Origin of the sequence: uncultured Gimesia sp. (assembly GCF_963976445.1) — a bacterium.
Lineage (GTDB): Bacteria > Planctomycetota > Planctomycetia > Planctomycetales > Planctomycetaceae > Gimesia.
The window spans coordinates 233,084-259,859 of record NZ_CAXBKP010000002.1 but is presented as its reverse complement, the minus strand read 5'-3'; the positions used below and the strand labels follow the sequence as shown (position 1 = coordinate 259,859).

The following is a 26,776-nucleotide window of genomic DNA, read 5'->3' as shown; positions in this document are numbered from 1 at the left end:
TTTCGCGACGTCAAAGCGTTTTCAAATATTCGAGTACCGCCCGTTTCTCTGACGGATTCAAAGCGTTGGGGTAGTCATGGCCACTCGCCGCTTTGCCAAACTGCGAAGTGTCAAAATAACTTCGCTTTTGCCTGATCGATAAGTTGTCTGGCAGCTTGGGAAATGAGGAGATTTCCAGGCCCACTTTCTGTTTGTCATAGCCGTTTTCAGTACGCTTCCAGATTTTCGGACGCTCTGCCGGATGTAGCACGTGCCATAAAGTGGGCACCGATCCATTATGAAAATAGGGGGCAGACGCCCAAACGCCATTCAACGGGGGAGCCACATAGCCACCCGGATCTTCCACCACCGGATCTTTCCCATAACGCGAGAGCCAGCTTTGATTCAATGCGGCTCGATAAGCGGGCGGCAACGATTGCAACCGTACCGGGTCCGTTTTCAATTCCGCAATCGCGACCGTTTTCTCAGGGTAGTCTCCATCGTCTCCATAGGTACCATGACAGCGTGCGCAGTGATCATTAAAAATTTGTTTGCCCTGCTGCGCCAGCGATTCATCAACGGGCCAGCGATAGCGGGGGGCTTCCAGTGATTCAATATACGCCAGAATGTCTTCAAAGTCGGCTTCCCAGCTTTTGATCTTCTGGGCATGATTTCGCGGTATCAGAATGAACTGCATTAAGACACGATGATTCTTGGTCATGAAAGCATCGGCATAAATTTTCTGTTTCCGCTTCACATTCCACCAGGCTGGCGGATCCATGTCATGATGTAATAACTGAGGAACCTTGCGGGTTCGATCAAAATTCATATCAGGATCGCGGAGCGAATCGAGAACCACGCCAAAGATTACGGAATTGGTTGTCCCATGAGTCGTCCCCAGTGGAATCCCAATCGCAGCCAAATCCATATGGCTCAATTTTTTCAACTGCTGCAATTTTATCTTGCTCACATCCTCCGTCAGTGTGTGCAGAGCCAGGTGACTGTTCGGTGCCCCTGGGATGACCGTCCCTGCCACTTTTCCTCCATGGCAGGTAAAGCAGTTCATGACCCATTTCTGTTCTGGTGTGACCACGTATCCGAGCGGCGTCGTTTCCGAACCGGGACGCTGCATTATGCCATAATAGGAATAGATCATCGCGCGACGTTCTTCGGGAGTCGCTTGTTCTGCCTTGGCACGCTGTTCTTCAGGCCAGACTTTCCACAGATCCTCAAGCACGGCCTGATCAAAGTCAGGCGGCAGGTAGGCTTTGGATGTCAATATCTGGTAACCCCGATCGGCAGAGGTTTCTTCTGCGACGAGTTGTCCCCCACAACAGAACAACAAACTTAAAATACAGATCATTCGCATTTGCGCCACCGTATTGAGTTTCGTTTTTAAAAAATGGATCAACTGCTTCGAGAAAGAATCAAACACCAGTATATCAATTTTAACAGCATTCTGTATCGCAATGGATTTTAGTACGTGTTTTTAAAATGGCGAATCTAAATCTCAAACTGCAGTGACAGAAATACGACACCTGTTTTTGAGTCTGCCCAGAAATTCGGCTCCTGTTGTGCTCCTTGAAATACTCTGCTTGTTTCGCGCATCGTGACTCCAGCATCACATCAAACCAAGTGCAAATCCCTGTAAAATTAGCCTTATCTAATATTTGCCCACTTAACGTAAATCTTTGTTGACTAACGAATTATCCAGGTGTATATTAATGAACTGCTGTATTGTGCACTTTAGAAATCGGCATATTAAGTTTTGAGATACAGAAGGGTTCCATTAAAAAAATAGACCGCTGCTGAAATATTACGGCTTTCTTCATAAATACTCATTCGAGTACCTGAAAACTGATGCGTCCCTGGATCGAATTTTTCCTGTCAATTCTGACTTTCTCTTTATTTTTACAAAGGAAAAGAACAATGAACCTTCATCCCTGGCAGAAGCGTGGTTTTACATTAATCGAATTATTAGTCGTCATCGCCATCATTGCCATTCTGATTGCATTACTCCTTCCTGCTGTTCAACAGGCACGTGAAGCAGCGAGACGGTCTCAATGTAAAAACAATTTAAAACAACTTGGCATCGCGCTCCACAGTTACCACGAAGCACATGGTGGCTTTCCTGGAGCCTCCTATTGTGGCGGGACTTCTGGGATTTCACACTGTCATACCTGGATTGAATCATTACTTCCGTACATCGATCAAGCCCCCCTTTATAATAAAATCAATTTCGAGATTCCGAATCACCAGGGTAATAATCCGGCAGCGCTCAATGATTGGAAAGCGACTGTTTTAATGTGTCCTACGGATCAAGATAGCGGGCTCTTTCCCAATTCGCGAGAAGCAGGTTATACACCAGGCACCGGAGACTCTCTCGGCGCAAATTATAAACCATCTGCTGGGCCGCTGAATATGAATCTCTGCCCCATTCCCGCATTAACCCCGAATATCAACTGTAAAAGTACGGGAGGCGCACGTGCCAGTGTCGAAGCTCCCGGCATGTTTAATGGAGGCCGCCTTTCCTACAAATTCCGTGATTGTCCCGATGGTACGAGTAACACGTTTCTGGTGGGAGAAACGCTCCCTATCTACAGTACGTTCAATATGTATTTTGCATCTCATATGCATATTGGCTCAACGAATACTCCGCCGAATTATTTCAAAACATATACGGCTTGCCCCAAATCTCGAAACACCCGAATTGATTCCTGCTATGCCTATATGGGCGGTTTTATGAGCCGTCATGTTGGCGGAGTCCACATGTGTATGGCCGATGGTGGTGTGCGATTTATCAGCGAAAATATTGATTATGAAACATGGTGTTATCTGGGAGACAAAGACGATGAGCAAGTGGTCGGCGAATTTTGAAACACCACCTGCATTTCTGATGTCTCTAATAGTCCATTCATAAAATCCGGGGAGGATCATTCGTTTGATGACTCAACTTGCTCAAAATCTGAAACGATTAACATGTTTATTTTTCCTGATCCCGATGCTCCCATTTCTATTAGCAGGCTGCAGTGGTAATGAACGGCCGAAAACCATTCCAGTCACAGGGACCGTGACCATTGATGGAAAACTATTGCCCAAAGGTACTGTGACCTTTCAGCCAAAATCTTCGAGCGAAGGAAATGTGAAGCGGCCTGCCATCGGTCAGATTGATACGACTGGTCGCGTGCAGTTATCTACGTTTGAAGCGGGCGATGGTGTCTTACCAGGAAGCTACGCAGTGGTGATCACGGCATTTGAGAATGATCCGACGGCAGAAGAGTATGCAGCCGGCGTGAAACGAAAGTCGCTCATTCCCGATAAATATAGCAATGCTCTGACATCGGGCCTGGAAGCAGACGTGGCTGAGGGAAAGAATGACTTCACCTTTGATCTGAAGAGTCGAAAATAAAACAATCTTGGCTTGCTTATTTGACTCGTCTTTTCTGTAAATCAAAACTTATGGCAAAAATGGAAACAACGTCTTAATCTTCTCAGAGCAGAGAGGTGAGCCATACTCACAAGGCTCATAAGCTTCGATGTATTGGATTTCGTTGCCTCGTTGTTCGCCGTAAGTTTGAATGATCAAATCACGATAACGATCTGCCAGAGGGGCAATTCGCGCCTTCATTTTTTCACTCAACCAGGCTTTGCGATCAGATTCGTCTGCAGGCACTTCATCTTCGTAAAAATGATTATAAGGCAGCCAGTCATAAAACTGAGAACGATGACTGTCCAGCGCGTCCACCAGTCGATCCCATACCGGTTCGACATCGACGACCACCGTCGGAGAGAAGGGGTAGGGACGCGTGAAATGATCCGATAAGTATGCGATCACCGGGTTGGTTCGCAGGGCCGGTACATCGGGTACGATGGGAGGCACCGTCACCATATACGCCGCATCGCACACCAGTTGAGAGGTATAACGGTGATCGGGATGATAATCATTGGGTCGGTGCGTGAAAATTAGATCAGGCTGAAACGTGCGGATCAGGCGAATAATCTCAAACCGCGCTTCAATTGTCGGCTGCAGATAGCCATCCCGGTTTTGCAGTACCTGATATTCAAGTCCCAGTGCTTTTCCCGCGGCCGTCGCTTCTGCGCGACGGATATCCGCTAGTTCAGTCCCTGAAAGCCGTTGATGGCCCGATTCTCCGTTCGTCACACTGACGAATTTAACGGTATGTCCCGCCTGCTGATACAAGGCAGCCGTTCCCCCCGCTTTGATGTCACAATCATCAGGGTGAGCCCCAAAAACCAGGATTCGCAATGATTGATCTGCCATAGAGTTCTCAACCTTCACACAATGATATAGAATAATAGCGTCTTGACGAGAATCGTTTTCCGTTAACAATAGTACTGTAGTTGTACCGGAATCGCTTCAGATTCTCCAGTATTAAGTGAAATGAAGTCTTGAACTTTTGACGGCGATCTCTTGTCCGTATAGCAAGTTCCGTTTTGAATAATTGATTTTTTGAGGGCCTGAGCAAATGTCATTGCCAACAATCGATAACTCCGAAGCAGTCTACGAAGATCCGCTTGATCTGATGGACGAAATCGATCGCCTCAAAAAAGAAAAAGATGCGACACTACTGGCTCACTTCTACATTGATGGTGATATCCAGGAGATCGCTGATTTCACCGGCGACAGCCTGAAACTCGCCCGCGATGCCGTCAAGGTGAAGACATCGACCATCGTCTTCTCAGGTGTCCATTTCATGGCCGAATCGACCAAGATTCTAAGCCCGGAAAAGACAATTTTGTTACCGGACCTGAATGCAGGCTGTTCTCTGGCTGACAGTTGTCAATATGGAGACCTGCTCCAGTTTCAGGAAAAACTGCGGGCGGAAGGCCGCGATTTTGAAACCGTTGCCTATATTAACACGACGGCCAAAGTTAAAAGTCTGTGCGACTGGATCGTCACCAGTGGGAATGCACGAGAAATTATCGACCGCGTCCCCGCAGGCAAAGAGATTCTGTTTGTGCCCGATCAACACCTGGGGCGGTATCTTCAGGAAGTCACGGGACGCCTCATGATTCTCTGGCCTGGCTCCTGCATGGTCCACGAGATCTTCAGTGTACAGGATTTGCTCCGCGCCAAAAAGAACAATCCCGGTTCGCTGGTTTTGGCGCACCCCGAATGTCCTCATCGGATTCTCGAAGTTTCTGATTTCGTCGGCGGAACAGAGAAGTTGCGGCAATATGTGATGGCAATCAAAGAACCGGGAACCTTCCTGATTGCCACCGAAGCGAATATGATTCACCCGCTTCAGAAATCGGCGCCGCAGCATACTTTTCTTCCGGTTCCCGGAATCATGTCTTCTACCGGTGAAACCTGTGCCTGCAATCGCTGTCCGCACATGGCCCTCAACACGCTGCAGAAAGTCCGTGACTGTCTGAAGTATGGAAAACCGGAAATTGTCTGGCAGCCCTATTTCGATAAAGCAAAAGACGTCCTGGAACGCAGCCTGCTTCAGTAGACATCGAATTGCCCATCTGCACAAAATAAATGCTTATTCAATAAGCATTTCCACGAATCCCTGCTCAGAAACTAGACTGAACATTCGGGCCGCTTAATATTTTTTGAGTCACAAAAAGACAATATCGTCCTCTAATAATAGGGGATTTCTGCCTGGATAACGCCCCCCCCTACTTTCTAAAGATAGTTGACTTATTTTCTGGCACATGCTTTGCCTTTCTATCATGACATTGAATTTAACTTCTTACGATCATGCATCATAAGAAGCAGGCCTACTGCAATCTCTACTGCGCTATCAGGGGATTCAGTCATGAACTTGAGAGAAATACAACAGCATCATTTTCCGACAACAAAGCCACTGAAATCCAACTAATTTTTTGTGCAAGCAATTAGAGTAGCGCTCCCCTCCTCAGCTTGCGGAAGAGATACAAGCTCTTCTCCCTTTTTCTTTATTACTTCCTACAGAAGGATTGCGCGCATTGTCTCGCAGGTAATTGCACGAGAGAAAAGTGAGAGGAGCAGAATCAGACCTCTTCATTGAGACCCACTTCAAGAAAGCGTTTAAGAAATGGAAATCCCAAACAAAGCAACTAGAATCAATCTGTTTAATTTTACGACGCCCCAGATGCGGGCATTTCACATGTCGTGGTTTGCCTTCTTTCTCTGTTTCTTTGCCTGGTTTGGAATCGCACCGTTGATGAAGGTGGTGCGGGAAGAAATGCTGCTGACCAAAGAGCAAATCGGCTGGTGTATTATCGGCTCAGTTGCCATTACAGTCATTGCCCGACTGTTTATAGGCTGGCTCTGTGACCATATCGGCCCGCGACTGTCTTACACCTGGCTTTTGATCCTGGGATCAATCCCCGTCATGGGAATTGGTTTCGCCCATGACTACACCACATTTCTGATCTTCCGCATTGCCATTGGTGCAATTGGTGCCTCGTTTGTGATCACTCAATATCACACCTCGGTCATGTTCGCACCGAACTGTGTGGGAACGGCTAATGCAACCACGGCCGGCTGGGGGAACCTGGGTGGTGGTGTTACCCAAATTATAATGCCACTCATTTTCACGATGTTTATCAGCGTACTTGGATTCAGTGAATCTCTCGGCTGGCGGGCTTCGATGTTCTTAGCCGGTCTTGTTTGTGCTTTAACGGGTGTCGCTTATTATTTTCTGACTCAGGACACCCCGGACGGGAATTTCAAAGAACTGAGAGCAGCAGGTAAATTGCCACAAAAAGAAGAAAAGAAAGGCATGTTTATGAATGCCTGCAAAGACCATCGTGTCTGGGCTTTGTTTGTGATCTACGGTGCCTGCTTTGGAATTGAACTCACGATCAACAATGTCGCGGCTCTCTACTTTCTGGACTACTTTGATTACTTCAAAAATATGGATACCACCAAAGCCATCAAAATGGCAGGTCTGTTTGCTGGTATGTTTGGGTTAATGAATATTTTTGCCCGTACCCTGGGTGGCGCTTTTGGTGATCGCTTCGGAAAAACATGGGGGCTCAGTGGCCGCGTTAAATGGTTATTCATCGTAATTTTCTGTGAAGGGATTGCCCTGATGGTCTTTTCACAGATGAATGTTCTCGCCATGGCGTTACCAGCACTGATTGTCTTCAGTCTGTTTGTGCAAATGTCAGAAGGGGCGACTTACTCCGTCGTACCATTCATCAATAAAAAAGCACTCGGTCCCGTTTCTGGAATTGTGGGCGCTGGTGGAAATGCCGGGGCTGTGGCAGCAGGATTCCTGTTCAAAACCCAAGCCATCAACTGGCCTACGGCTCTCTTTATTCTGGGCGCCATCGTTACCAGTTGTTCCTTCCTGACATTCCTCGTCCGGTTTAATGAAGAAACAGAAGAAGAAGCCCGTCTGGCAACAGAAACAGCAATTTCCATCAAAACGGGAGAGAAAGAATTAGCGGCTACAATGGGGAACTAATTCCTGATGCCCCCGCGTTTAAAATAAAAAGTGCTCTGATTTAAAGGTGGACTCTCTGTGATTCAGCGAAATTCTGGACAAAAGAAAAATGTAGTTGTGATTGGGAACGGTATGGTCGGCTTGCGATTTTGCGAGCAGCTCATCGACAAGGACCAGTCACAGGAATATAAAATTGTCACGTTCTGTGAAGAACCCCGGGCCGCTTATGACCGTGTCGGCTTAACACAGTTTTTTGCTCATAACGACGCAGAAAAGCTGATGCTGGCCCGCAAGGAATGGTATGCAGAAAACAACATCGATCTGCACCTGGCAGATCGTGCAGTCAGCATTGATCGCAAAAACAAGATCATCCGCTCCCAAAAGGGTGTCGAGATTCCTTATGATAAAGTGGTCATCGCGACAGGCTCTTATCCGTTTGTGCCAACGGTCCCCGGAATTAAAAACCGCGGGGTTTTCGTTTACCGAACGATTAACGACCTGGAATTAATCATTGATTACGCCGCAAATTCAAAGAATGCGGCAGTGATTGGCGGGGGACTGCTCGGTCTGGAAGCAGCCAAGGCCGCTCTGGATTTGGGATTGAAAACTCATGTGTTGGAATTTGCCCCGCGACTCATGCCGCGGCAGATCGATGATGCGGGTTCTAAAATTCTGGTCCAGAAAATTGAAGAGCTCGGTGTTGAGGTTCATCTGAATAAAGCCACTGACGAAGTTCTCGGCGAATCCAAAGTGACAGGCATTCGTTTTCAGGATGGGGAAGAGCTGGAACTCGACATGATCATCGTCTCGGCGGGAATTCGCCCCCGTGACGAGTTGGCACGTGAGTGCGATCTGGAAGTCGGCGAGCGAGGCGGCATTCTGGTAAATGATCACCTGCAAACATCCGACCCCGATATCTACGCAGTCGGCGAAGTCGCCTTACACTCCGGGATGGTCTACGGTCTGGTCGCCCCCGGCTACCAGATGGCTGAAGTCGCGGCGACACATTTATGTCAAAGTGGTGAAGCACACTTCACAGGCAGTGACCTTTCCACGAAACTCAAGTTGATGGGCGTTGATGTTGCCAGTTTTGGTGATTACGAAGCCGACCCTGCAATATCCAAATGCCTTACCTTTCAGGATCCTTTCAAAGGCGTCTATAAAAAACTCGTATTTAACCTGGATGGTACCAAATTACTGGGTGGCATTCTGATCGGCGACGCTTCTGATTACGGAACGCTCTCGATCCTGACTAAATCGGAAGATCTCTTGCCTTGCAGTCCCCATGAACTTGTGGTGGGCGCCGGAGGTGGTATTCCCGGTGGTAACGCCGCAGATATGCCTGATGAAGCACAGATCTGTTCCTGTAATAATGTCACGAAAGGACAAATCTGCGCGGCAATTCAGGACGAAAGTTTAACCTCGGTCGATGAAGTCAAAACATGCACCAAAGCCGGAGCAGGCTGTGGTGGCTGTCTGCCGCTGGTGACCGATGTGTTTAAAGCAGAAATGGCTGCGTCCGGCATCACAGTGAATAATTACCTCTGCGAGCACTTCGAATATTCGCGGACGGAATTGTTCGATATTATCAAAGTCAAGAAACACAAAACGTTCAATGCTGTGATCGCTGACTGTGGTTCAGGATCTGGCTGCGAAATCTGTAAGCCCACTGTCGCATCGATCCTTGCCAGCCTCTGGAATGATCACATTGTTGATCATGCCAACCTGCAGGATACAAATGACCGTTTCATGGCGAATGTGCAACGTGGGGGGCTGTACTCTGTGGTGCCCCGTGTACCGGGTGGCGAAATCACTCCTGAAAAACTGATCGTTCTGGGAAATGTCGCCAAAGAATACGGGCTTTATACGAAAATTACCGGTGGACAACGTGTCGACTTATTCGGCGCGGAGGTGCACGATCTACCCGCCATCTGGGAAAAACTGATCGATGCCGGTTTTGAAAGCGGGCATGCCTATGGTAAGTCGCTGCGTACGGTCAAAAGCTGTGTTGGCACAACCTGGTGCCGTTACGGTGTCGGAGATTCCGTTGGTTTCGCAATTCGACTGGAAGAACGCTATCGTGGCGTTCGCGCTCCGCATAAACTTAAAGGGGGCGTTTCAGGGTGTGTGCGTGAATGTGCTGAAGCGCAAAGTAAAGACTTCGGACTGATCGCCACAGAAAATGGTTATAACCTGTATATCTGCGGGAATGGCGGCTCAAAGCCCCGGCATGCTGACCTGTTCGCTTCTGACCTGGATGAAGAAACCTGTATTCAATACCTGGATCGTTTTCTGATGTTTTACATTCAAACTGCTGATAAGTTAACCCGGACAGCAACCTGGCTGGATAAACTGGAAGGCGGTATCGAATATCTGAGAGAGGTTGTGATTGAAGATAAACTCGGGATCTGTGACGAACTGGAATCCATGATGCAATCGCTTGTCGACACGTATCATTGTGAATGGAAAGAAGTCGTAGACAACCCTGAGAAGCGGCGACTGTTCGAACAATTCGTCAATACTGATGAACATCAACCATCGATTGAACTGATCCCGCAGCGCGGGCAACATCGTCCTGTTGACTGGGAGCCTGATTTTATCCCCATGGATGACCTTAAGCCGCTGGAAACGTCTCAGAAAGATGACGACCAGGAATTGAACACGGAACCTCGGGAATGGATTCGTGTAGGTAATGTCAGCGACTTTCCCGCTGAGAATGGTTCGACGATTAAATATGGGAATTCACAAATCGCAGTATTCAACTTTACCAGTCGTGGCGAATGGTACGCTTGCCAACAGATGTGTCCTCACAAAAAGGCAATGGTTCTGTCGCGGGGGATTATTGGTGATAAGGGAGGGGTGCCTAAAGTAGCATGCCCTTTGCATAAAAAAGCATTCTCCCTGGAAAATGGTTCCTGCATAAGTGGAGAACAGCAGTATTCAGTCAACGTATTTCAAGTTAAAGTAGATGAACAGGAAAATGTGTATCTGGAACTCCCCGAAGAAAAAGTACTCGATGAAATATTGAATCAAGTAGAATGTGCTGGCGCTCACTAAGCACAGGTTAAAAAATGATCGAATCAAAACAACAAGATTCCAAAAAACAAAACGAACAACTGGTTTCACTTCCCGTAATCGAAGTCATTCAGGAGGCGGACGAAGTTCGCACCTTTCGGGTAGATAATTCCGAGGGCCGCGTGGCTGTTCACAAACCAGGCATGTTTGTGAAGGTGTGCCTGAACATTAACGGAGAAGACGTCTGGCGCAGTTTTTCGATTAGTTCTTCGCCACTGCATCCCGAGCGAATTGATCTCACGATTAAACGCAATCCACTGGGGCAGGTGGGGAATTACTTTTTTGACCAGATCGGACCGGGCAGCAAGTTGCTCCTCAAGGGGCCGTTAGGAAATTTCTATTTTGATCCACAAGAACATACTGAGCCCCTCGTTTTATTGTGTGCGGGAATTGGGATCACCCCCATGATCAGTATTGTTCGCTATCTTAATCAATCAAATCGAAGCAAGCCCTGTTATTTATTTTATGGTGCGAGATCTCACCAAGATATTATCTTCGATGAAGAAACCCGCAAGTTAATCACTGAAATGCCGGAGTTCCATTACTACCTAACCCTTTCTCAACCAGCACCACACTGGCTGGGTTACTGCGGACATCTCAATTTTGATTTCATCCTGTCAAAAATCCCTCAAATTCCAACTCCCCGTTTTTTCCTATGTGGCCCACGGCAATTCAATCAGGATTTTGAAAAGCAACTATTTGAAGCCGGCGTCCCACACGAATTGGTTCACAGTGAACAATTTCATAAAAAACGAAAGTCGAAATAAGTACATATGAATTTCAACGCTGAGGGGCAGAATCAAAATACACCTTTTTCTCTGGACGAGATCACTACGATTCCACAAGAGAATTCAGCCTGCCATACAGACATCGATTTGATCGCACAACTGCTGAAAGAACAACAGTCTTTAACAGCCGTGGATCAGTTTGCCAAACAATTTGAATCGCAATCCCTACCAGCACAGTCACGCTACTATGCTGACCTGATTCCATCCGCAACCCCGCAATCAGGCGAGCAATATGCGTTTGAAGTCGATCTGGATCGATGCTCCGGCTGTAAAGCTTGTGTGACCGCCTGCCATTCTCTCAACGGGTTGGACGAACATGAGACATGGCGCGATGTCGGCCTGATTATCGGTGGGTCGAATCAGGAACCCATCTATCAGCATGTCACAACCGCTTGCCATCACTGCCTGGAACCGGCCTGTATGCAGGCCTGTCCGGTCAACGCTTATGAAAAAGATCCACAAACGGGCATCGTCAAGCATCTCGACGATCAATGTTTTGGTTGCCAGTACTGCACATTGGCCTGCCCGTATGATGTCCCCAAATACCAGAGCAATAAGGGCATCGTGCGCAAATGTGATATGTGCAGCCAGCGATTATCCGACGGCGAAGCCCCCGCTTGTGTGCAGGCCTGCCCGCATCAGGCGATTTCGATTGATATTGTTAACCAAGAACAGGTCATTGCCGATTCGGAAATCAATCAATTTCTGCCGGCTGCTCCTGATCCACAACACACCTTTCCTACGACAACTTATAAATCGAAAAAACCGTTCCCCCGTAATGCATTACCGGCTGATTATTATTCTACCAGTCCACAACATGCGCACCTGCCTCTGGTGATCATGCTGGTTCTGACCCAGCTTTCGGTCGGAGCGTTTCTGACAGGATCGGCGCTGGAATATTTTCTCAGCGGTGAAACAACGGCCGTGATGACTCGAATTCAAGCTACGTGTGCGTTGTTCTTTGGCTTAGTCGCTTTAGGAGCCAGCACATTGCATCTGGGACGCCCCCTGTATGCCTTTCGTGGGATCCTGGGACTGAGACATTCCTGGTTGAGCAGAGAGATCCTCGCCTTCGGTGCCTTCGCAAACCTGGCGATGGTGTATGCCGTTTTGACTTGGGTTTCTGCTTCTACGTTTCCAGAACTAAAATCTTGGCAGCCTCTGGCAGGACACATGGTGGGGGCAGTGGGAGTCGTCGGTATTTTCTGCTCGGTCATGATCTATGTCTTTACCAAACGGGAATTCTGGAGTTTTGAATCAACGGCGTTTAAGTTTTCACTCACCGCCATCCTGATGGGAATCGCGTCGACCTGGTTAACCATATTTGTCTTGAATCTGACGGATAACTCCCCAGAATCAAATCGCCTCATCGCGCAAGCAGGGCCGATTCTCTCCAAATCTTTAATCATAACGACAATACTCAAACTCAGTTTTGAAGCGTCGATATTTCGTTATCTGCTGCGGCGACAGAATTCCCCCCTCAAACGTTCTGCGGTACTCATGAGTGGTGAACTGTCAAATATCACACTTGCCCGATTTGCCTGTGGGATTCTAGGCGGCATTCTCATGCCCGCCTTCTTGTTGAATCATCAGACACAACCACTTCAGAATTTGACTCTGTTTATTATTGTCAGCATTTTATTCATCGCCTGCTTAGTTGGTGAATTATTAGAACGCTACCTCTATTTCTCCGCGGTAGCCGCTCCCCGCATGCCCGGAGTTTTACGATAAATCTCTTTTGACGTACTGGAATCGATTTCATGTCAATCATCGATCGATCAAAACTGACTTCACTGATCCATCAAAAACAGGGACACCTGACCCGCGAGTTATTACTCTCTCCCGGCGGGTTCGGTCTGGGTAAAGTCCCTGAAAAGAATCTCCCCGATGCAACCACGCAAATGGTCTGCGGATATTGTGGGACAGGCTGCAATCTGAATATCCACCTCAAAGATGGGGAAGGCGTCTGTATTACTCCAACCACCGAATACCCCGTGAACCTGGGAATGGCGTGCCCTAAAGGATGGGAAGCGTTATCGGTTCTCAAATCTCCCGACCGGGCGGTGAGCCCCTTAGTTAAAAAGTCACCCAACCATTGGGAGCCAGTCGACTGGGATTCGGCCCTCTCTCTCTTCACACGAAAGTTCAAAGGAATTCAGGAACAACACGGGGCCGATTCCGTCGCTTTTCTGAGTACCGGTCAATTGGTAACCGAAGAAATGGCGTTTCTGGGCGCACTTGCCAAGTTTGGCATGGGCATGGTTCACGGCGATGGAAATACGCGTCAATGTATGGCCTCTGCCGTCACCGCGTATAAACAATCATTCGGATTCGATGCGCCCCCATTCACGTATCAGGATCTGGAAGAATCAGATGTTCTGGTCTTCGTGGGCGCCAATCCTTGTATTGCGCACCCGATTATGTGGGAACGCGTCATGCGCAATCCGCACTCCCCGGAAATCATCGTTGTTGATCCACGCCGGACAGAAACAGCCATGCAGTCCACGCTGCATTTACAGATTTCACCGAAATCAGATCTACCTCTGTTCTATGGTATCGCCAACATCCTCATCGAACGCGGCTGGATCGACCAGGATTATATTCAGGCACACACAGACGATTTTGAAGAATTCACTGCCCATGTGAAAGAGTATTCGATCACGCGGGTTGTTGCCGAGACGGGACTGAGTCCGGAAGTCATCGAACAGTTTGCGGAATTAATTCATACTGGAAAACGTGTTTCGTTCTGGTGGACGATGGGCGTGAACCAGAGCTATCAGGGAGTCCGCACGGCACAGTCCTTAATCAACCTGGCACTAATGACCGGGAACATCGGAAAGCCGGGCACCGGCCCCAATTCGATTACCGGCCAATGCAATGCCATGGGATCTCGTTTATTCAGCAACACCACCAATCTGTTAGGCGGGCACGACTTCCTGAATGAAGAACATCGCGCCAAGGTGGCTGAGATTCTATCAATCCCTGAGGATCGCATTCCTGCGGAAAACAGTCTGCCTTACCACAAAATTATCGAAGGCATCCTGGCGGGTAAAATCAAAGGGCTCTGGATCATCTGCACCAACCCCGCGCACTCCTGGATTAATCAGGGACAGATTCGCGACATTCTGGACCGCCTTGATTTTCTAGTCGTACAGGATATGTACCATACTACAGAGACCGCGCGTCACGCCGACTTAATCTTACCAGCCGCTGGTTGGGGAGAAAAAGAGGGGACCTTTATTAATGCCGAACGCCGAATTGGTCGCGTAAAACGGGTCACCCGCGCTCCCGGTCAGGCATTGTCTGATTTTTCAATCTTTAAATTGATCGCACAATACTGGGGCTGCGCAGATCTTTTCTCAGAGTGGAAGTCACCGGAAGATGTATTTCATATCATGAAACAGCTCTCGGCTGGTCAGCCCTGTGATTTTTCGGGAATTGAAGACTACGCAGATATAGACGAGCAGGGGGGCATTCAGTGGCCGCTTTCTCAATCAGAAAACAAGCCGCCTGAACAACAGAGACGATTATTCGCCGATGGCCAGTTCTTTCACTCGACTGGACGAGCTAAATTCATGTTTTCAGATCCGGTCAAAATGCCAGAGCCGCCGAGCGAGCATTATCCTTTCATTCTACTCACAGGGCGGGGGACAGCTTCACAGTGGCATACACAAACTAGAACAAAAAATTCTGATGTGCTGCGCAAGCTCTATCCCAACCAGATTTATGTAGAAATGAATCCACAGGATGCAGCACACTATTCCATTAAACCGAATGATTATATCTTTGTGGAATCGCAACGAGGCCGCCTCAAAGCGCGTGCTTTTGTAACCCAGTCTGTTCAACCAAAGCAGCTGTTTATTCCCATGCACTATGAAGAAACGAACCGGCTAACCGATGCGGTCTTCGACCCTCATTCCAGCCAGCCCTCGTATAAATGCTGTGCTGTGCGTGTGATCAAAAACTAAATTCGCGCTAGAACGCTTTGACTCGATCTGCCTCTCTTCCGTCCTGAAGGCCTCTACACCTGCGCCTGGAGACTTTAGCTAAACCCCTCTTTTTTTGCACATCCTCGGAGATCGCTTCGCGGTAATCCTCAAAACCGGAGTTTGCATTAAATTACGTTATGGTAGCAGGGAAAAGACCGATATCCCTTATAAGCGCTTCGCGCATTACCAGACAAATCATGCGCGCTGCATGTGAGAAAAGAGGAACTTGAGCACATCTGATGAATCGACCGCGGTCTCGGTTCCCATTTTAGAGCTCACATGGTTCTGAAAAGACAACACCATACCCGACTTCGGGCTTGTCCCACTCATCCATTGAATTGAATAAATCAGGCCAATGAATTTATTGAATCCTCAATCCATGCAGCTCAAAGCAATTCTCTGCTGCTGCCTGCTTTTCTGCTCCACTCAACTGCTTGCTCAAGAGGCACCTGCTCCCGCCGTTTGCGTGAATGAGGAAAGTCCCTGCATTACTGCCCCGGACTGCACATCGTGTGTTACGGAGATCAATTACTGGGTTGTCAGCAGTCGATGCTGTATTCAGAAAAGCAAATGCTGTTGCCCCTGTTGTGAATTTGATGTCTATCATTCGGGTGAAGATGGCTGTGTGACGGAATCGACGTTTGATACGATGACCCAGGCGATTGATCCCAATGCACCAATTTGCATTATGGTGCACGGCAGCTTTGTAAAGTGGGAGAGTGCACTCACAGATGCGTATAACACCTATTTCTGGTTGAGAAACGCGGCACCAAAGACGCCATTGAATGTTATCTTTTTCACCTGGCCCAGCGATGATCTCAAGACAAAGATCTTGCCCATTGATGTCAATATTCTGGGTAAACAGGCTGAATACAACGGCCATTACCTGGCACGATTGATCTCTGAATTGCCCCCCCATCACCAGATCAGTCTTTTGGGGCACAGTCATGGCGCACGCACCGTCTCTTCCGCATTACATCTGATCGGAGGCGGCTCAGTTCAAGGCGTCTCACTCAGCGAGTGTGGAATTCAAATCTGCTGTCGCTGCCGACATTTTCGAGCCGTTTTTGCTGCCGCTGCTATCAACCACAATTGGTTGAACCCCGGACAACGGTATGGCTGTGCCTTGAACTGCACCGACTGTCTGGTGAATCTGCGCAACAAAAAAGACCGAATTCTGCTGTTCTATCCTGTCCTCGCCCCCATCTCCCGCCGGGCCTTAGCCCGCACCGGGTTCACCTGGCTCGATCGGCGAGCTCTCGGCGATGAAGTTGACCGCGTGCATGATATTGATGTTTCAGAGTGTGTCGGTGCAGGTCATATGTTCCCGAATTACTATAGTCACCCTGAAATCGCCGAGACCATTATGCCTGCGATTTATTTCCGCCAGTAGCACTCGAAATATTTCCTTCTCCCACTAGACGTATTTGCTTCCCAGCTTTCTATCTACTGCAGTGACTCAGACAGGCAACGTCCACACCAATCAATGTGCACGTCTGTCCCAAGGTGCTTGAGAAATTCTTCTCTTCCTGCGCCTGTTTTCCGATTTCTTTTTTGCATCGCGGCGACCAGATGCTTATTCTTTCTGAGGAATTCGGAGGCAGCCATTAATTGAGTTATGCCGTATCTCACTTCCTTTACTAGAGTTACACCACACACTCCTCAATCGTATTTTTTAGAAATCTTATGAGATTCTGAAAATAATGGGGGCTGCTCGTGCATCATTATTACTAAAAGCCGTGGTTTTGTTATGAGACGGGAGTAGATATTGCCCACCGGTAACGATGGCAAACTCGCCCCCGAGGTCGTCCATCAATTAGTTGAAACTCATGCAGTCGAGCTGCGCGCTTTTTTGACGGGGTTATTACGTAATCATGATCTGGTTGATGAAGTATTCCAGCTGACGTTTTCCAAGGCACTCCAGTCGGGAGGCCAGTCAAAGGAAGAGACTCGTAAGGGCTGGTTATTTCGAGTGGCCTATCATGAATCCATGGGGTTGCTCCGTCGCAATAAGATTCACAAAAAATCACTGAATAACTTGTGCCATACAACCAGTGTGTTCTGGACAGAAGCACCGGAACAACGACTTTTAGAGAGTGAAAATCGGGAACAGATCAAACGAGCTTTGAGTAACTTGCCTGAAAATCAGCAGACCGTTGTGATTGCCAGAATTTATCAGAATAAAACGTTTAATGAAATCGCTCAGGAATTCGGACTTCCGTTAGGAACGGTGCTGACTCGCATGAGACTCGCCATTAAAACCTTGTCGAAACAAATTGATAACCCGTCTGAAAATCCTTGAACTCGTAGTTTATTATTGTAAGCCAGCTATTATGAATCACCTTTCCAACACCGCGACACCTGATAATGATCCAGTCGACCTGGACTGGACCGCGTTCCAATACCTGTCGAATGAGCTTTCTGAACAGGAATCTGAAGCGTTTGAAACACTGCTCTCCGAACATCAGGATGCCCGTGAAGCACTGGCGACTGCGACTCAGCTGATCGCAGGATTAAAAACGCTGGAATCTGTACCAGCTTTGAACCCTCAAACAACGATAACAACGCAGGCAGCCCCCAGGACACGCACCACTGTCTTCTCGCGAACTCAACAATGGGCTCTGGTCAGTTGTGCGGCTGCCCTCTTGCTTGCCGTGACCTTTCTGCTTAACAGACCAGCAGTTCACGACACACCAATTACCAAGCTCGCTCAAACAGAGCCCACACAAGAAGACTTGGAACACGTACTGAATCTCTGGTCGGAATCGGCTGAAGACAGCAGTCTCCTGGTTGCCTTGAATTCTGGTGCCGAACCAATTGATTTCGTTGATCAGCCAAACGCCCTGGCAGAGAATCATTCTCTGGAAATCCCAGAATGGCTCTACACCGCAGTCTCTCTCCCGGAAGAAAGTCTGAATTGATTTGATGTTATTAACACGCTTAAAAATCCGTAACCTTCCCTGTTTGATCGCCGGCATCGTTTTCTGTCTGTGCGTTTCACTGGCGTCTTTCGCTCGCGCGGAAAAACCTGCGCAGTCCAAAACCGTTTCAGTCTCGAAAGGTGATGCTTCAAAAGCAAAGCCATCTAAATCAACTGATTCCGTCAACAAAAACCGCAAGAATTCCAATTCCCTTAATGCGGAGCGGGAGAAACTGGCGCTCGAATTCGCGAAGTCACATCACCCGGAATTAGCGAAACTGATCCAACGACTCAAAAAACATAATCTCCGTGAATACAAACGGGCCATTCGCGATTTAGACACCACACTCACAAAGCTGGAACGGTTCAAAAAACGAGACGATGAACGCTACCGGTTAACATTGGAACGCTGGGAAATCGATTCCCGCATCCGCCTGTTGGCGGCTCGCGTTTCGGTGATGGGAAGTTCGGAAGACAAATCCGAAATAAAGTCGCTCATCAAACAACGCGTTGATCTGCAGCTGGAATTATTAAAACACGATCAAAAGCTGGCGGAAAAGCGAGTTCAAAAACTAAAAAAATCAATCGCTGAAATAGAACAAAACCGAGAAACATTCGTTGACTCCGAATTTAACAAAATCAATCGCAGCATCAAAAAAACGGGTCAACAAAACAAAAAACAAAAGTAAACGGATTACCCTTTGACTGACATTATGTCGTCCCTAGTGCAAGGTGTGTTATGAAAACAATCAGAATAATCAGTTACTGTGTCCCATTCATGGTCGGAATGCTGGCTTTGACTGCAGCAGGCACCGCCGCTGAAAATGCCGCTAAAAATGCCGGCATCAAACAGCCCGTCACCCAGCGGTTTGCTGCACCGGGAGTTAAGGAAACACCGCAGTTCCAACAGCACGTGGTTCCCTTATTAGGAAAGCTGGGATGCAACGGCCGTGCCTGCCATGGCTCCTTTCAGGGGAAAGGGGACTTTCGGCTTTCCCTGTTCGGCTATGACTTTGCCATGGATCACAAACAACTGACTGCTGAAGATGTCGCACGGATCAATCTGAAAGATCCTGCACAAAGTTTAGTTCTGCAAAAAGCACTGGAAGAAGTCGATCATGAAGGGGGCCAGCGTTTTGAACCGAATAGCTGGCAGCATCGACTGTTATCGCGTTGGATTGAAAATGGTGCACAAGGTGTTCCGAAAGACGCTCCTAAATTTGAGCGACTGGAAATCACTCCGAATGCCATCCAGTTCACAAAAGAAGGGGAAACCGTTTCCTTACGTGCCGTCGCCTACTGGTCGGATGGCACAAAGGAAGATGTCACGCCTCTCTGTCGCTTCCAGACCAATAACGAACAGATCGCAACCATTTCAGAATCAGGTCTCGTCACTGCCGCCAAACCAGGAGACACGCATGTTGTCGTCTTTTATGATTCGGGCGTGATTCCGGTTCCCGTTCTACAACCGGTCTCTGATCAATACGGTAAGAACTACCCTCAAATCGCTGCCAACACGAAAATTGATAAGCTGGTCGTGAATAAACTGCAAAAACTGGGAATGGTGCCCGCGGAGACATGTGATGACGCCGAATTCCTGCGTCGTGTCAGCCTGGATATCACCGGCACTCTTCCAGCGCCTCATGAAATTGAAGCCTTCCTGAAAAACAGCTCCCCCAACAAGCGTTCTGAAAAGATCGATGAACTGATCGAAAGCCCTGGCTACGCTGCCTGGTGGACGACCAAGCTTTGTGACTTCACCCAAAACAATTACGACGATCTGGTGAATGTCGCTCCTGTACGTGAGCTTCCCAGCCAACACTGGTACGACTGGATTAAAAAACGCGTCGTCGACAACGAAGGCTACGACAAAATCGTCGAAGGCATTCTGCTGGCGACCAGTCGGGAGCCCGGCGAAGATTTCGAACAGTTCACCAAATCAATGAATGAGATCTATAAGGATAAACCAAGTCAGGAATTCGCAGACCGCGACCAGATGCCTTACTACTGGGCGCGACGGACTTTCAAAAAACCAGAAGACCGCGTTCTTGGTTTTGCCTACACTTTCCTGGGCATCCGGATTCAATGTGCACAATGTCATAAGCACCCGTTTGACCAATGGACCCAAACCGACTTTAACGAATTCCGTGGTTTCTTCACACGGGTCAATTTCGGTGTGAACCCCACATCACGTCAGGAATACACGGCCATGGTTGAAGAACTAGGTGCCGACAAGGTACGTGGTAATCAACTAGTTCGCGAATTGAATAAACAAATCAAAAATGGGAAAGACGTTCCTTTCATGGAAGTGTATGTGCCTAAAGCACGACCTCAGCGAGCCAACAATAATAAGAACAAAAAACAAAAGAAACGCCGCAACAACAACCAGAGCCCGGCGACAGCCAAGCTCCTGGGAGCAGAAGTCGTGGAAATCAACAAAATGGATGATCCACGGACGGCTTTGATGGAATGGTTACGCCGTGAAGATAATCCCTATTTCGCCAAAGCATTTGTGAATCGGGTCTGGGCGTCTTACTTTAACCGAGGCATTATCGAACCACCGGATGACTTGAATCTGGCCAATCCTCCCAGCAATGGTCCGCTGCTTGATTATCTGTCTCGCGAGTTTGTCCGTCGTGACTTCGACATGAAGTGGCTGCATCGCGAAATCGCAAACAGCGACACATATCAACGCAGCTGGAAAACCAATAAAACGAACGAACTGGACGAAGTAAACTTCAGCCACTTTATCCCACGTCGTCTGCCTGCGGAAGTTTTATACGATGCGATTCATCAGGCAACCGCTTCTGATGATGCCATCGATTCCTTAAAAAACAGCATTAGTGATCGTGCCATCGGAATCGCTGCTTCAGGTGTCCGCAATCGAGCAATACGAGACAAGCAATACGCCTTGACCATCTTTGGCCGCTCGACTCGTGAAAATAATTGTGACTGCGATCGCTCCGTAGATCCCAGCCTGTTACAGACAATGTATATCAAAAATGATAACGACGTCTATTCTGCGATCAATCGTTCCAACAGCAGTTGGTTGTTCCAGGTGGGACAGCAACTGGGTGCGGTTCAGAAACCCAATGAGCAAAAAGAGGGTATGAATGATCGTATGGCTGAGATCAAAGAACGGGTCAAAGCCGCGAAACAAAGAGTTAACCAGTTGAAAAAGCAGGAAAACAAGAAAAAACAACTTCAAGAGACACAAAAACGGTTACGCACCTTGACTGCGCAGTTGAAGAAGATGAAGCAAACATCCTCTCGCATGGCAACAAAAGGGCCAGCTCGTATTCAGACGTTCGAAAAACCAATTTCTGCTGATAAAACAGAGGAGATTATCACAAAAACATATCTAAGAAGCTTGAGCCGTTATCCGACGGAATCAGAAAAAATGGCTGCCACGAAATATCTGAATGAGTCTCAAGATAAAATCGCGGGAGTTTATGATCTGATCTGGGCTGTGATTAACACCAAAGAATTCATGCTCAATCACTAAACAACACAAAATATTGATTGCTTCGAAATAACAGCAGACACAAACAACTTACGCCTGAGTAAACAACATCAGGCACTTCACTGTGAAAGGAATTCAAATGGCTTTATCAATGACATGCGATGGAGTGAAACGCCGTGACTTTCTCAAAATCGGCACACTCGGTTTTACAGGGCTGACGCTCTCTTCTTACCTGCGAATGGTGGATGCAGGCGAAGCCAAACCCCAGAAGGCAAAGTCCGCCATCTTCATTGAACTCTCCGGCGGCCCCTCGCACATGGATACGTTCGATTTAAAACCAGAATCAGCCAGCGAATATCGAGGCGAATTCAAGCCAATTAAAACCAACGTAAACGGAATTGAAATCTCCGAACACCTGCCGAAGCTTGCCGGCTGCATGGATAAATTTGCCTTGCTCAGAGGCGTCTCTCACTCTGTCGCAGCCCACGCGTTGGGTCGCTCCTACGTGAATACGGGCAATCGTCCTTTGCCTTCGCTGGAATATCCCGGATATGGTGCCGTCTTCACCAAAGAAAATCCCGGTCCGGAAAACCTGCCTCCTTATGTATCGATTCCCAATTCGACACAAAAGCCAGGCTTCCTGGGTGTGAAACATGCCCCCCTGAATACGGGAGCGACTCCGCGTGCTGGCCAGCCATTCAATGTTCGCGGCATCTCCTTGCGGTCCGGGTTGACTGTGGAGAACATCGAACGGCGTGAGTCACTACTACGAGATATCGATCAAACATTTAACAGTATCGAGAAGAACTCACAGCTCATCGAAGGTCTGGATCGCTTTGGTCAACAGGCACATTCGATTATCACCTCAAAACGAGCACGCGATGCGTTTGATATTTCCAAAGAATCGCCGACATTTGCCAAACCATTCGGCGAATCCAGTTTTGGACAAAGCTGTCTCCTGGCTTCACGACTCGTTGAATCCGGCGTTCGTTTTGTCACTGTCTCCATGGGTGGCTGGGATACACACCGTAACAACTGGGAGAGTCTGGAAAACAGATTACTGCCACCATTTGATGAAGGTCTGGCGGCTCTGTTTACCGGTCTGGAAGAAAAAGGACTTCTGGAATCTACGGCTGTCTACGTCACCGGTGAATTTGGGCGTACTCCCAAAATCAACACAACGCGCGGCGGTCGTGACCATTATCCACGCTGTATGTTCATGTTGATGGCAGGAGGGCAGGTCAAAGGGGGACAGGTCATCGGCAAGAGCACCGAAAACGGGACCGAGCCCGCTGATGAGGGGCGTTCGCCTGATGACGTGGCCGCTTCCTTCTATCATAATCTCGGTATCGATTTCACAAAAGAATACCACACCAACACCGGTCGACCAATTACCATTGTGCGGGATGGTGCTGTGATCGATCAATTATTTTCCTAACTGATGAGTCTTCCATTTCAGCCAATATCCATGTTGTATATCTGGCATATTTAGTAATTTCCTGAGGGGGAATGAGAATGTTGAAAGTATCTAAAGCGCTTGTAACGATGGCCTTAATCCTGGCTTGTGTCGCATCAGTTGATGCAGCCGAAAAAGGCAAAAAGAAAAAAGGGAAAAAGCAACAAACGGTTCAGATTCAGGCGTTGAAATTACCTGCTACCATTGAACTTTCTGCAGATCAAAAAGAAAAAGTGGCTGGCCTGAAAAAAGAGTACACACCACAGTTCGCTGCATTGCAGAAGAAAAATCGTGAGATTATGACTCCCGATCAGGTAAAAGCACGTCGTGCAGCAATGAAGGAAGCCAAAGACGCTGGCAAAAAAGGCAAAGAACTTCGTGAATCAGTCAACTCGGCATTGAACCTTTCCGATGACCAGAAAAAGCAAATGAAAGAAGTTTCGACAGCAACTCGAAAGCTGAATGGTGAAGTCCGCGGAAAACTGGCCAAGGTTTTAACCGCAGACCAACTCACTAAAATTAAAAAACCTGCTAAAAGTGCTAAGAAAAAGAAGAAGAAAAACAGCTGATTTTACCAGTGAGAATCTACATGCTTGTGCTGAATGAGCTGTATGGTCAATAAGCGATCTTCGCGAAATCCCCCGATTCCGATATTGGAATCGGGGGTATTTTATTATCAGGGTGATTCTAGAGTCCGAAAACGGGGGTCGCTTTACTTAAAACCTGCGCGAAAAGGAGTTGTTTCCGCTCCTAAATCATGATATAAACATAAGTTGATCCCCCTTGAATTTCTAATAAACTCAGAGTTCTATTCAACTGAGGAGCATGCTCAATGCCATGGTCTGAGCAAAGTTTCATCCTGAAACGTGTCGTTGTCGCCATCGTTTTGATGCTGGCAGGCGGAGCACCAGTTGCCAGCGCCAAAGAGGCACCTGAGAAAGACCGTGGAATTGAATTCTTTGAAGCCAAAATCCGGCCGGTTCTAATCAAACACTGCTACGAATGCCATGCGGCCGACGCCAAATCGATTCGCGGAGGATTATTACTGGATACGCGTGCCGGAACCTTAACAGGCGGCGATTCTGGCGAATCCATCGTCCCCGGCAAACCAGACGAAAGCCTGCTGCTGGACTCGCTCCGGTTTGAGAGTTTTGAGATGCCCCCTGCGGGCAAACTGGCTCCCGAAATCATCGCGGACTTTGAAACCTGGATCAAGATGGGCGCTCCTGACCCGCGCAAAGGGGAAAGCAAAGTTGTCAAGCAGACGATTGATCTGGAAAAAGGGAAAGAGTTCTGGTCCTTCAAGCCCATTAAAAAACAAACAGTCCCCCGTGTTACCGACCCAGACTGGTCGCATACCGGCATTGATCGCTTCATCCGCGCCCGGCAGGAACAACAAAAACTCACACCGGTGTCTGTCGCCGATCGAACCACACTGGTCCGCCGACTCTATTTTGATCTGATTGGCCTGCCACCAACGCCCGCTCAAATCGATCATTTCCTGAATGACAAAAGCCCAGACGCCGTCGCGTATCTGGTCGATGAATTACTGGCATCGCCTCATTTTGGCGAACGCTGGGGCCGTTACTGGCTGGACGTTGCCCGGTACTCACAATCAACGGGGGGCGGCCGTTCGCTGCTCTATAATTCTGCCTGGCGCTACCGTAATTATGTCATTGACTCATTCAATAACGACAAACCTTACAATCAATTTATCAAAGAACAAATTGCCGGCGACACTCTTGAATCGAAAGATCGCCTGCAACAACAGGAACAATTCATCGCAACCGCCTTTCTGCTGCTGGGGCCCACCAATTATGAGCAGCAGGATAAAGAACAGTTGCGCATGGACGTGATCGACGAACAGATTCAGACCGTCGGCCGTGCCTTTCTGGCGATGACGCTGGGATGTGCCCGGTGCCACGATCATAAATTTGACCCGATCCCCGCCAGCGACTACTACGCACTGGCAGGAATTTTTCGCAGCACAAATGTACTTACTCCCGGCAATGTTTCCGGCTGGACGAAGCGATCGCTTCCCGTTCCCGCCGAACAACAACACCAACGCGACGCCTATGATCAGAAACTGGCCAGCCTGACTTCGCAACAGAAAAAGAAACAGAAGCAATTAAAAAACCTGGAACAACAATTAAACAGCATCGTCCTTGATGATTCCGCAGCCACGCTGGTCGGCGATTGGAAACAGTCGACCTTCATGAAAGACTACATTGGTGAAGGATATATTCACGACCAACATCAGGCGAAGGGCAAGAAGCTGGTCAAGTTTATTCCTCAAAAGCTCAAATCAGGGCGCTACGATGTGCAACTGGCCTACAACTCTGCAGAGTCCCGAGCCTCACGCGTTCCCGTGACAATAAAAACGGCAAAGGGCGAACATACGGTTTATGTCAATCAAAGAGTCGAACCAACTGATGGTACTTATGCTTCTCTAGGGAAATTTGAGTTTACCGGCACCAAAGACGAGGAAATCATTGTTTCCAATGAGGGCACCGATGGTTTTGTCATCGTCGATGCGATTCGATTCATCTCAGCCCCCGCTGAACCAGAGGCGGAAACCCAACCGCAGACAGCAGTCGTAGAATATAAGCAGACGTTACTCAGAGTTGCTCAAACGAAAAAACGACTCAAAGCACTGAAATCGGAAATTGCACAGACGAAGCAGGCGGCTCCGCCCGAAATCCCGGAAATCATGTCCGTTTACGAAGGAGAAGAACCTGGAGATTACCATCTTCTCATTCGCGGCGACGTTCATAATCTGGGAAAGAAAGTTCCCCGCGGTTTTCTCACGGTTGCCCAATCGCAAAATCCCGTTTCCATACCCGCCACTGCCAGTGGGCGACTTGAATTGGCAGAGTGGGTCGCCAGTTCACAGAATCCATTAACGGCGCGGGTCTACGCCAATCGAATCTGGCACCACTTGTTTGGTTCAGGACTGGTGCGCACTGTCGATAACTTTGGCTTGCGAGGCGAAACCCCCTCACATCCGGAACTACTTGATCATCTGGCTTTAAAACTAATGGAACAAGGCTGGTCAACCAAATCCCTGATTCGGGAAATCGTGCTTTCCAGAACGTATCAGCTCGCCAGCCATTCAACAGCCAAACAGCGCACTACCGACCCGGATAATCGGCTCTTAACACATCAAAATCATCGACGCCTTGATGCAGAAGCGATTCGAGATACGATTCTATTTGTCAGTGAGAATCTCGATCTGTCACAGCACGAGCAGACCATCAGACCCGATACAAAATCGGAATACGGTTATGTATTTCAAAAACAATTTCGGAGCGTCTACATTCCGGTTTTCCGAAACCGCTTACACGAATTACTGGCTGTCTTTGATTTCCCCGACCCGAACCTCTCAATCGGCCGCCGCAATACCAGTACGCTTTCGACGCAAGCACTATATCTGATGAATAATCCCTTTGTGATTGAACAGTCACAAAACCTGGCAAGCCGGCTGATCAAAGAGTTTCCGGCTGACGCGTCAAGCCGCATCGACGCGTTGTTTCGAACCACATTAGGGCGGCTGCCTGATCAAACTGAAAAAGCCAATGCAGAACGATTTCTGAGCCAGTCTCAAACAGAGGGAGGACCGACCGAAGTGGAAATCTGGTCTGCTCTCTGTCAAACAGTCATTGCCTGCATTGATTTTCGCTATATCAAATAATTCTGGAGTGAT

General features: G+C 48.2%; 18 protein-coding genes. 16 read left to right on the top strand and 2 right to left on the bottom strand.

What is annotated here, in order from left to right; genetic code table 11:
- Window positions 1-10 precede the first annotated feature (10 nt).
- A complete protein-coding gene (locus AAC022_RS03575) occupies window positions 11-1,348 on the bottom strand; it encodes a cytochrome c (RefSeq protein ID WP_339728063.1) in 1,338 nt (445 codons plus the stop codon).
- A 560-nt stretch (window positions 1,349-1,908) separates the two neighbouring features.
- Here AAC022_RS03575 and AAC022_RS03570 point away from each other — a divergent pair.
- Window positions 1,909-2,856, top strand: a complete 948-nt coding sequence (locus AAC022_RS03570) for a DUF1559 domain-containing protein (RefSeq protein ID WP_339728061.1) — start codon at window positions 1,909-1,911, stop codon at window positions 2,854-2,856.
- A gap of 67 nt (window positions 2,857-2,923) precedes the next feature.
- Window positions 2,924-3,388, top strand: a complete 465-nt coding sequence (locus AAC022_RS03565; RefSeq protein WP_339728059.1) for a hypothetical protein — start codon at window positions 2,924-2,926, stop codon at window positions 3,386-3,388.
- A gap of 48 nt (window positions 3,389-3,436) precedes the next feature.
- Here the strand turns inward: AAC022_RS03565 and AAC022_RS03560 are convergent, their stop codons facing one another.
- A complete protein-coding gene (locus tag AAC022_RS03560; RefSeq protein ID WP_339728057.1) occupies window positions 3,437-4,261 on the bottom strand; it encodes a PIG-L deacetylase family protein in 825 nt (274 codons plus the stop codon).
- Between the two features lie 205 nt (window positions 4,262-4,466).
- Between AAC022_RS03560 and nadA the strand changes: the two genes are divergently transcribed.
- The 14 genes from nadA (at window position 4,467) to AAC022_RS03490 (ending at window position 26,764) form a co-directional block, all read left to right on the top strand.
- Entirely contained in the window at window positions 4,467-5,456 is a 990-nt protein-coding gene (nadA, locus tag AAC022_RS03555) for a quinolinate synthase NadA (RefSeq protein WP_339728055.1), read from the top strand.
- A 639-nt stretch (window positions 5,457-6,095) separates the two neighbouring features.
- Window positions 6,096-7,403 (top strand): MFS transporter, encoded by a 1,308-nt coding sequence (locus AAC022_RS03550; protein ID WP_339728052.1) that lies wholly within the window; start codon window positions 6,096-6,098, stop codon window positions 7,401-7,403.
- A gap of 57 nt (window positions 7,404-7,460) precedes the next feature.
- Window positions 7,461-10,439 carry a nitrite reductase large subunit NirB gene (nirB, locus tag AAC022_RS03545; RefSeq protein WP_339728049.1) on the top strand — a complete coding sequence of 993 codons (2,979 nt, stop codon included), beginning with the start codon at window positions 7,461-7,463 and terminating at the stop codon, window positions 10,437-10,439.
- A 14-nt stretch (window positions 10,440-10,453) separates the two neighbouring features.
- Window positions 10,454-11,224 (top strand): ferredoxin reductase, encoded by a 771-nt coding sequence (locus AAC022_RS03540; RefSeq protein ID WP_339728047.1) that lies wholly within the window; start codon window positions 10,454-10,456, stop codon window positions 11,222-11,224.
- Between the two features lie 6 nt (window positions 11,225-11,230).
- Window positions 11,231-12,976 (top strand): DmsC/YnfH family molybdoenzyme membrane anchor subunit, encoded by a 1,746-nt coding sequence (locus AAC022_RS03535; RefSeq protein ID WP_339728045.1) that lies wholly within the window; start codon window positions 11,231-11,233, stop codon window positions 12,974-12,976.
- A 29-nt stretch (window positions 12,977-13,005) separates the two neighbouring features.
- A complete protein-coding gene (locus tag AAC022_RS03530; protein WP_339728042.1) occupies window positions 13,006-15,213 on the top strand; it encodes a nitrate reductase in 2,208 nt (735 codons plus the stop codon).
- A gap of 376 nt (window positions 15,214-15,589) precedes the next feature.
- Window positions 15,590-16,627, top strand: a complete 1,038-nt coding sequence (locus AAC022_RS03525) for an alpha/beta hydrolase (RefSeq protein ID WP_339728039.1) — start codon at window positions 15,590-15,592, stop codon at window positions 16,625-16,627.
- Window positions 16,628-17,002: 375 nt separating this feature from the next.
- Window positions 17,003-17,536, top strand: coding sequence for a sigma-70 family RNA polymerase sigma factor (locus AAC022_RS03520; RefSeq protein ID WP_339728036.1), 534 nt, complete (start codon window positions 17,003-17,005; stop codon window positions 17,534-17,536).
- A 31-nt stretch (window positions 17,537-17,567) separates the two neighbouring features.
- Window positions 17,568-18,155, top strand: a complete 588-nt coding sequence (locus AAC022_RS03515; RefSeq protein WP_339728033.1) for a hypothetical protein — start codon at window positions 17,568-17,570, stop codon at window positions 18,153-18,155.
- A gap of 4 nt (window positions 18,156-18,159) precedes the next feature.
- Window positions 18,160-18,843 carry a hypothetical protein gene (locus AAC022_RS03510; protein WP_339728030.1) on the top strand — a complete coding sequence of 228 codons (684 nt, stop codon included), beginning with the start codon at window positions 18,160-18,162 and terminating at the stop codon, window positions 18,841-18,843.
- Between the two features lie 50 nt (window positions 18,844-18,893).
- On the top strand, window positions 18,894-21,659 hold the full coding sequence (locus AAC022_RS03505) for a DUF1549 domain-containing protein (protein WP_339728027.1): 2,766 nt from the start codon (window positions 18,894-18,896) through the stop codon (window positions 21,657-21,659).
- Window positions 21,660-21,756: 97 nt separating this feature from the next.
- Entirely contained in the window at window positions 21,757-23,055 is a 1,299-nt protein-coding gene (locus AAC022_RS03500; protein WP_339728024.1) for a DUF1501 domain-containing protein, read from the top strand.
- A gap of 77 nt (window positions 23,056-23,132) precedes the next feature.
- Window positions 23,133-23,642, top strand: coding sequence for a hypothetical protein (locus AAC022_RS03495; protein WP_339728021.1), 510 nt, complete (start codon window positions 23,133-23,135; stop codon window positions 23,640-23,642).
- Window positions 23,643-23,905: 263 nt separating this feature from the next.
- A complete protein-coding gene (locus tag AAC022_RS03490; protein ID WP_339728018.1) occupies window positions 23,906-26,764 on the top strand; it encodes a DUF1553 domain-containing protein in 2,859 nt (952 codons plus the stop codon).
- Window positions 26,765-26,776: the final 12 nt, after the last annotated feature.

Coding starts and splice junctions, on each gene's coding strand:
- AAC022_RS03575 (WP_339728063.1), bottom strand. CDS start 1,348: ATGCGAATGATCTGTATTTTAAGTTTGTTGTTCTGTTGTGGGGGACAA.
- AAC022_RS03570 (WP_339728061.1), top strand. CDS start 1,909: ATGAACCTTCATCCCTGGCAGAAGCGTGGTTTTACATTAATCGAATTA.
- AAC022_RS03565 (WP_339728059.1), top strand. CDS start 2,924: ATGACTCAACTTGCTCAAAATCTGAAACGATTAACATGTTTATTTTTC.
- AAC022_RS03560 (WP_339728057.1), bottom strand. CDS start 4,261: ATGGCAGATCAATCATTGCGAATCCTGGTTTTTGGGGCTCACCCTGAT.
- nadA (WP_339728055.1), top strand. CDS start 4,467: ATGTCATTGCCAACAATCGATAACTCCGAAGCAGTCTACGAAGATCCG.
- AAC022_RS03550 (WP_339728052.1), top strand. CDS start 6,096: ATGTCGTGGTTTGCCTTCTTTCTCTGTTTCTTTGCCTGGTTTGGAATC.
- AAC022_RS03540 (WP_339728047.1), top strand. CDS start 10,454: ATGATCGAATCAAAACAACAAGATTCCAAAAAACAAAACGAACAACTG.
- AAC022_RS03535 (WP_339728045.1), top strand. CDS start 11,231: ATGAATTTCAACGCTGAGGGGCAGAATCAAAATACACCTTTTTCTCTG.
- AAC022_RS03530 (WP_339728042.1), top strand. CDS start 13,006: ATGTCAATCATCGATCGATCAAAACTGACTTCACTGATCCATCAAAAA.
- AAC022_RS03525 (WP_339728039.1), top strand. CDS start 15,590: ATGAATTTATTGAATCCTCAATCCATGCAGCTCAAAGCAATTCTCTGC.
- AAC022_RS03515 (WP_339728033.1), top strand. CDS start 17,568: ATGAATCACCTTTCCAACACCGCGACACCTGATAATGATCCAGTCGAC.
- AAC022_RS03510 (WP_339728030.1), top strand. CDS start 18,160: ATGTTATTAACACGCTTAAAAATCCGTAACCTTCCCTGTTTGATCGCC.
- AAC022_RS03505 (WP_339728027.1), top strand. CDS start 18,894: ATGAAAACAATCAGAATAATCAGTTACTGTGTCCCATTCATGGTCGGA.
- AAC022_RS03500 (WP_339728024.1), top strand. CDS start 21,757: ATGGCTTTATCAATGACATGCGATGGAGTGAAACGCCGTGACTTTCTC.
- AAC022_RS03495 (WP_339728021.1), top strand. CDS start 23,133: ATGTTGAAAGTATCTAAAGCGCTTGTAACGATGGCCTTAATCCTGGCT.
- AAC022_RS03490 (WP_339728018.1), top strand. CDS start 23,906: ATGCCATGGTCTGAGCAAAGTTTCATCCTGAAACGTGTCGTTGTCGCC.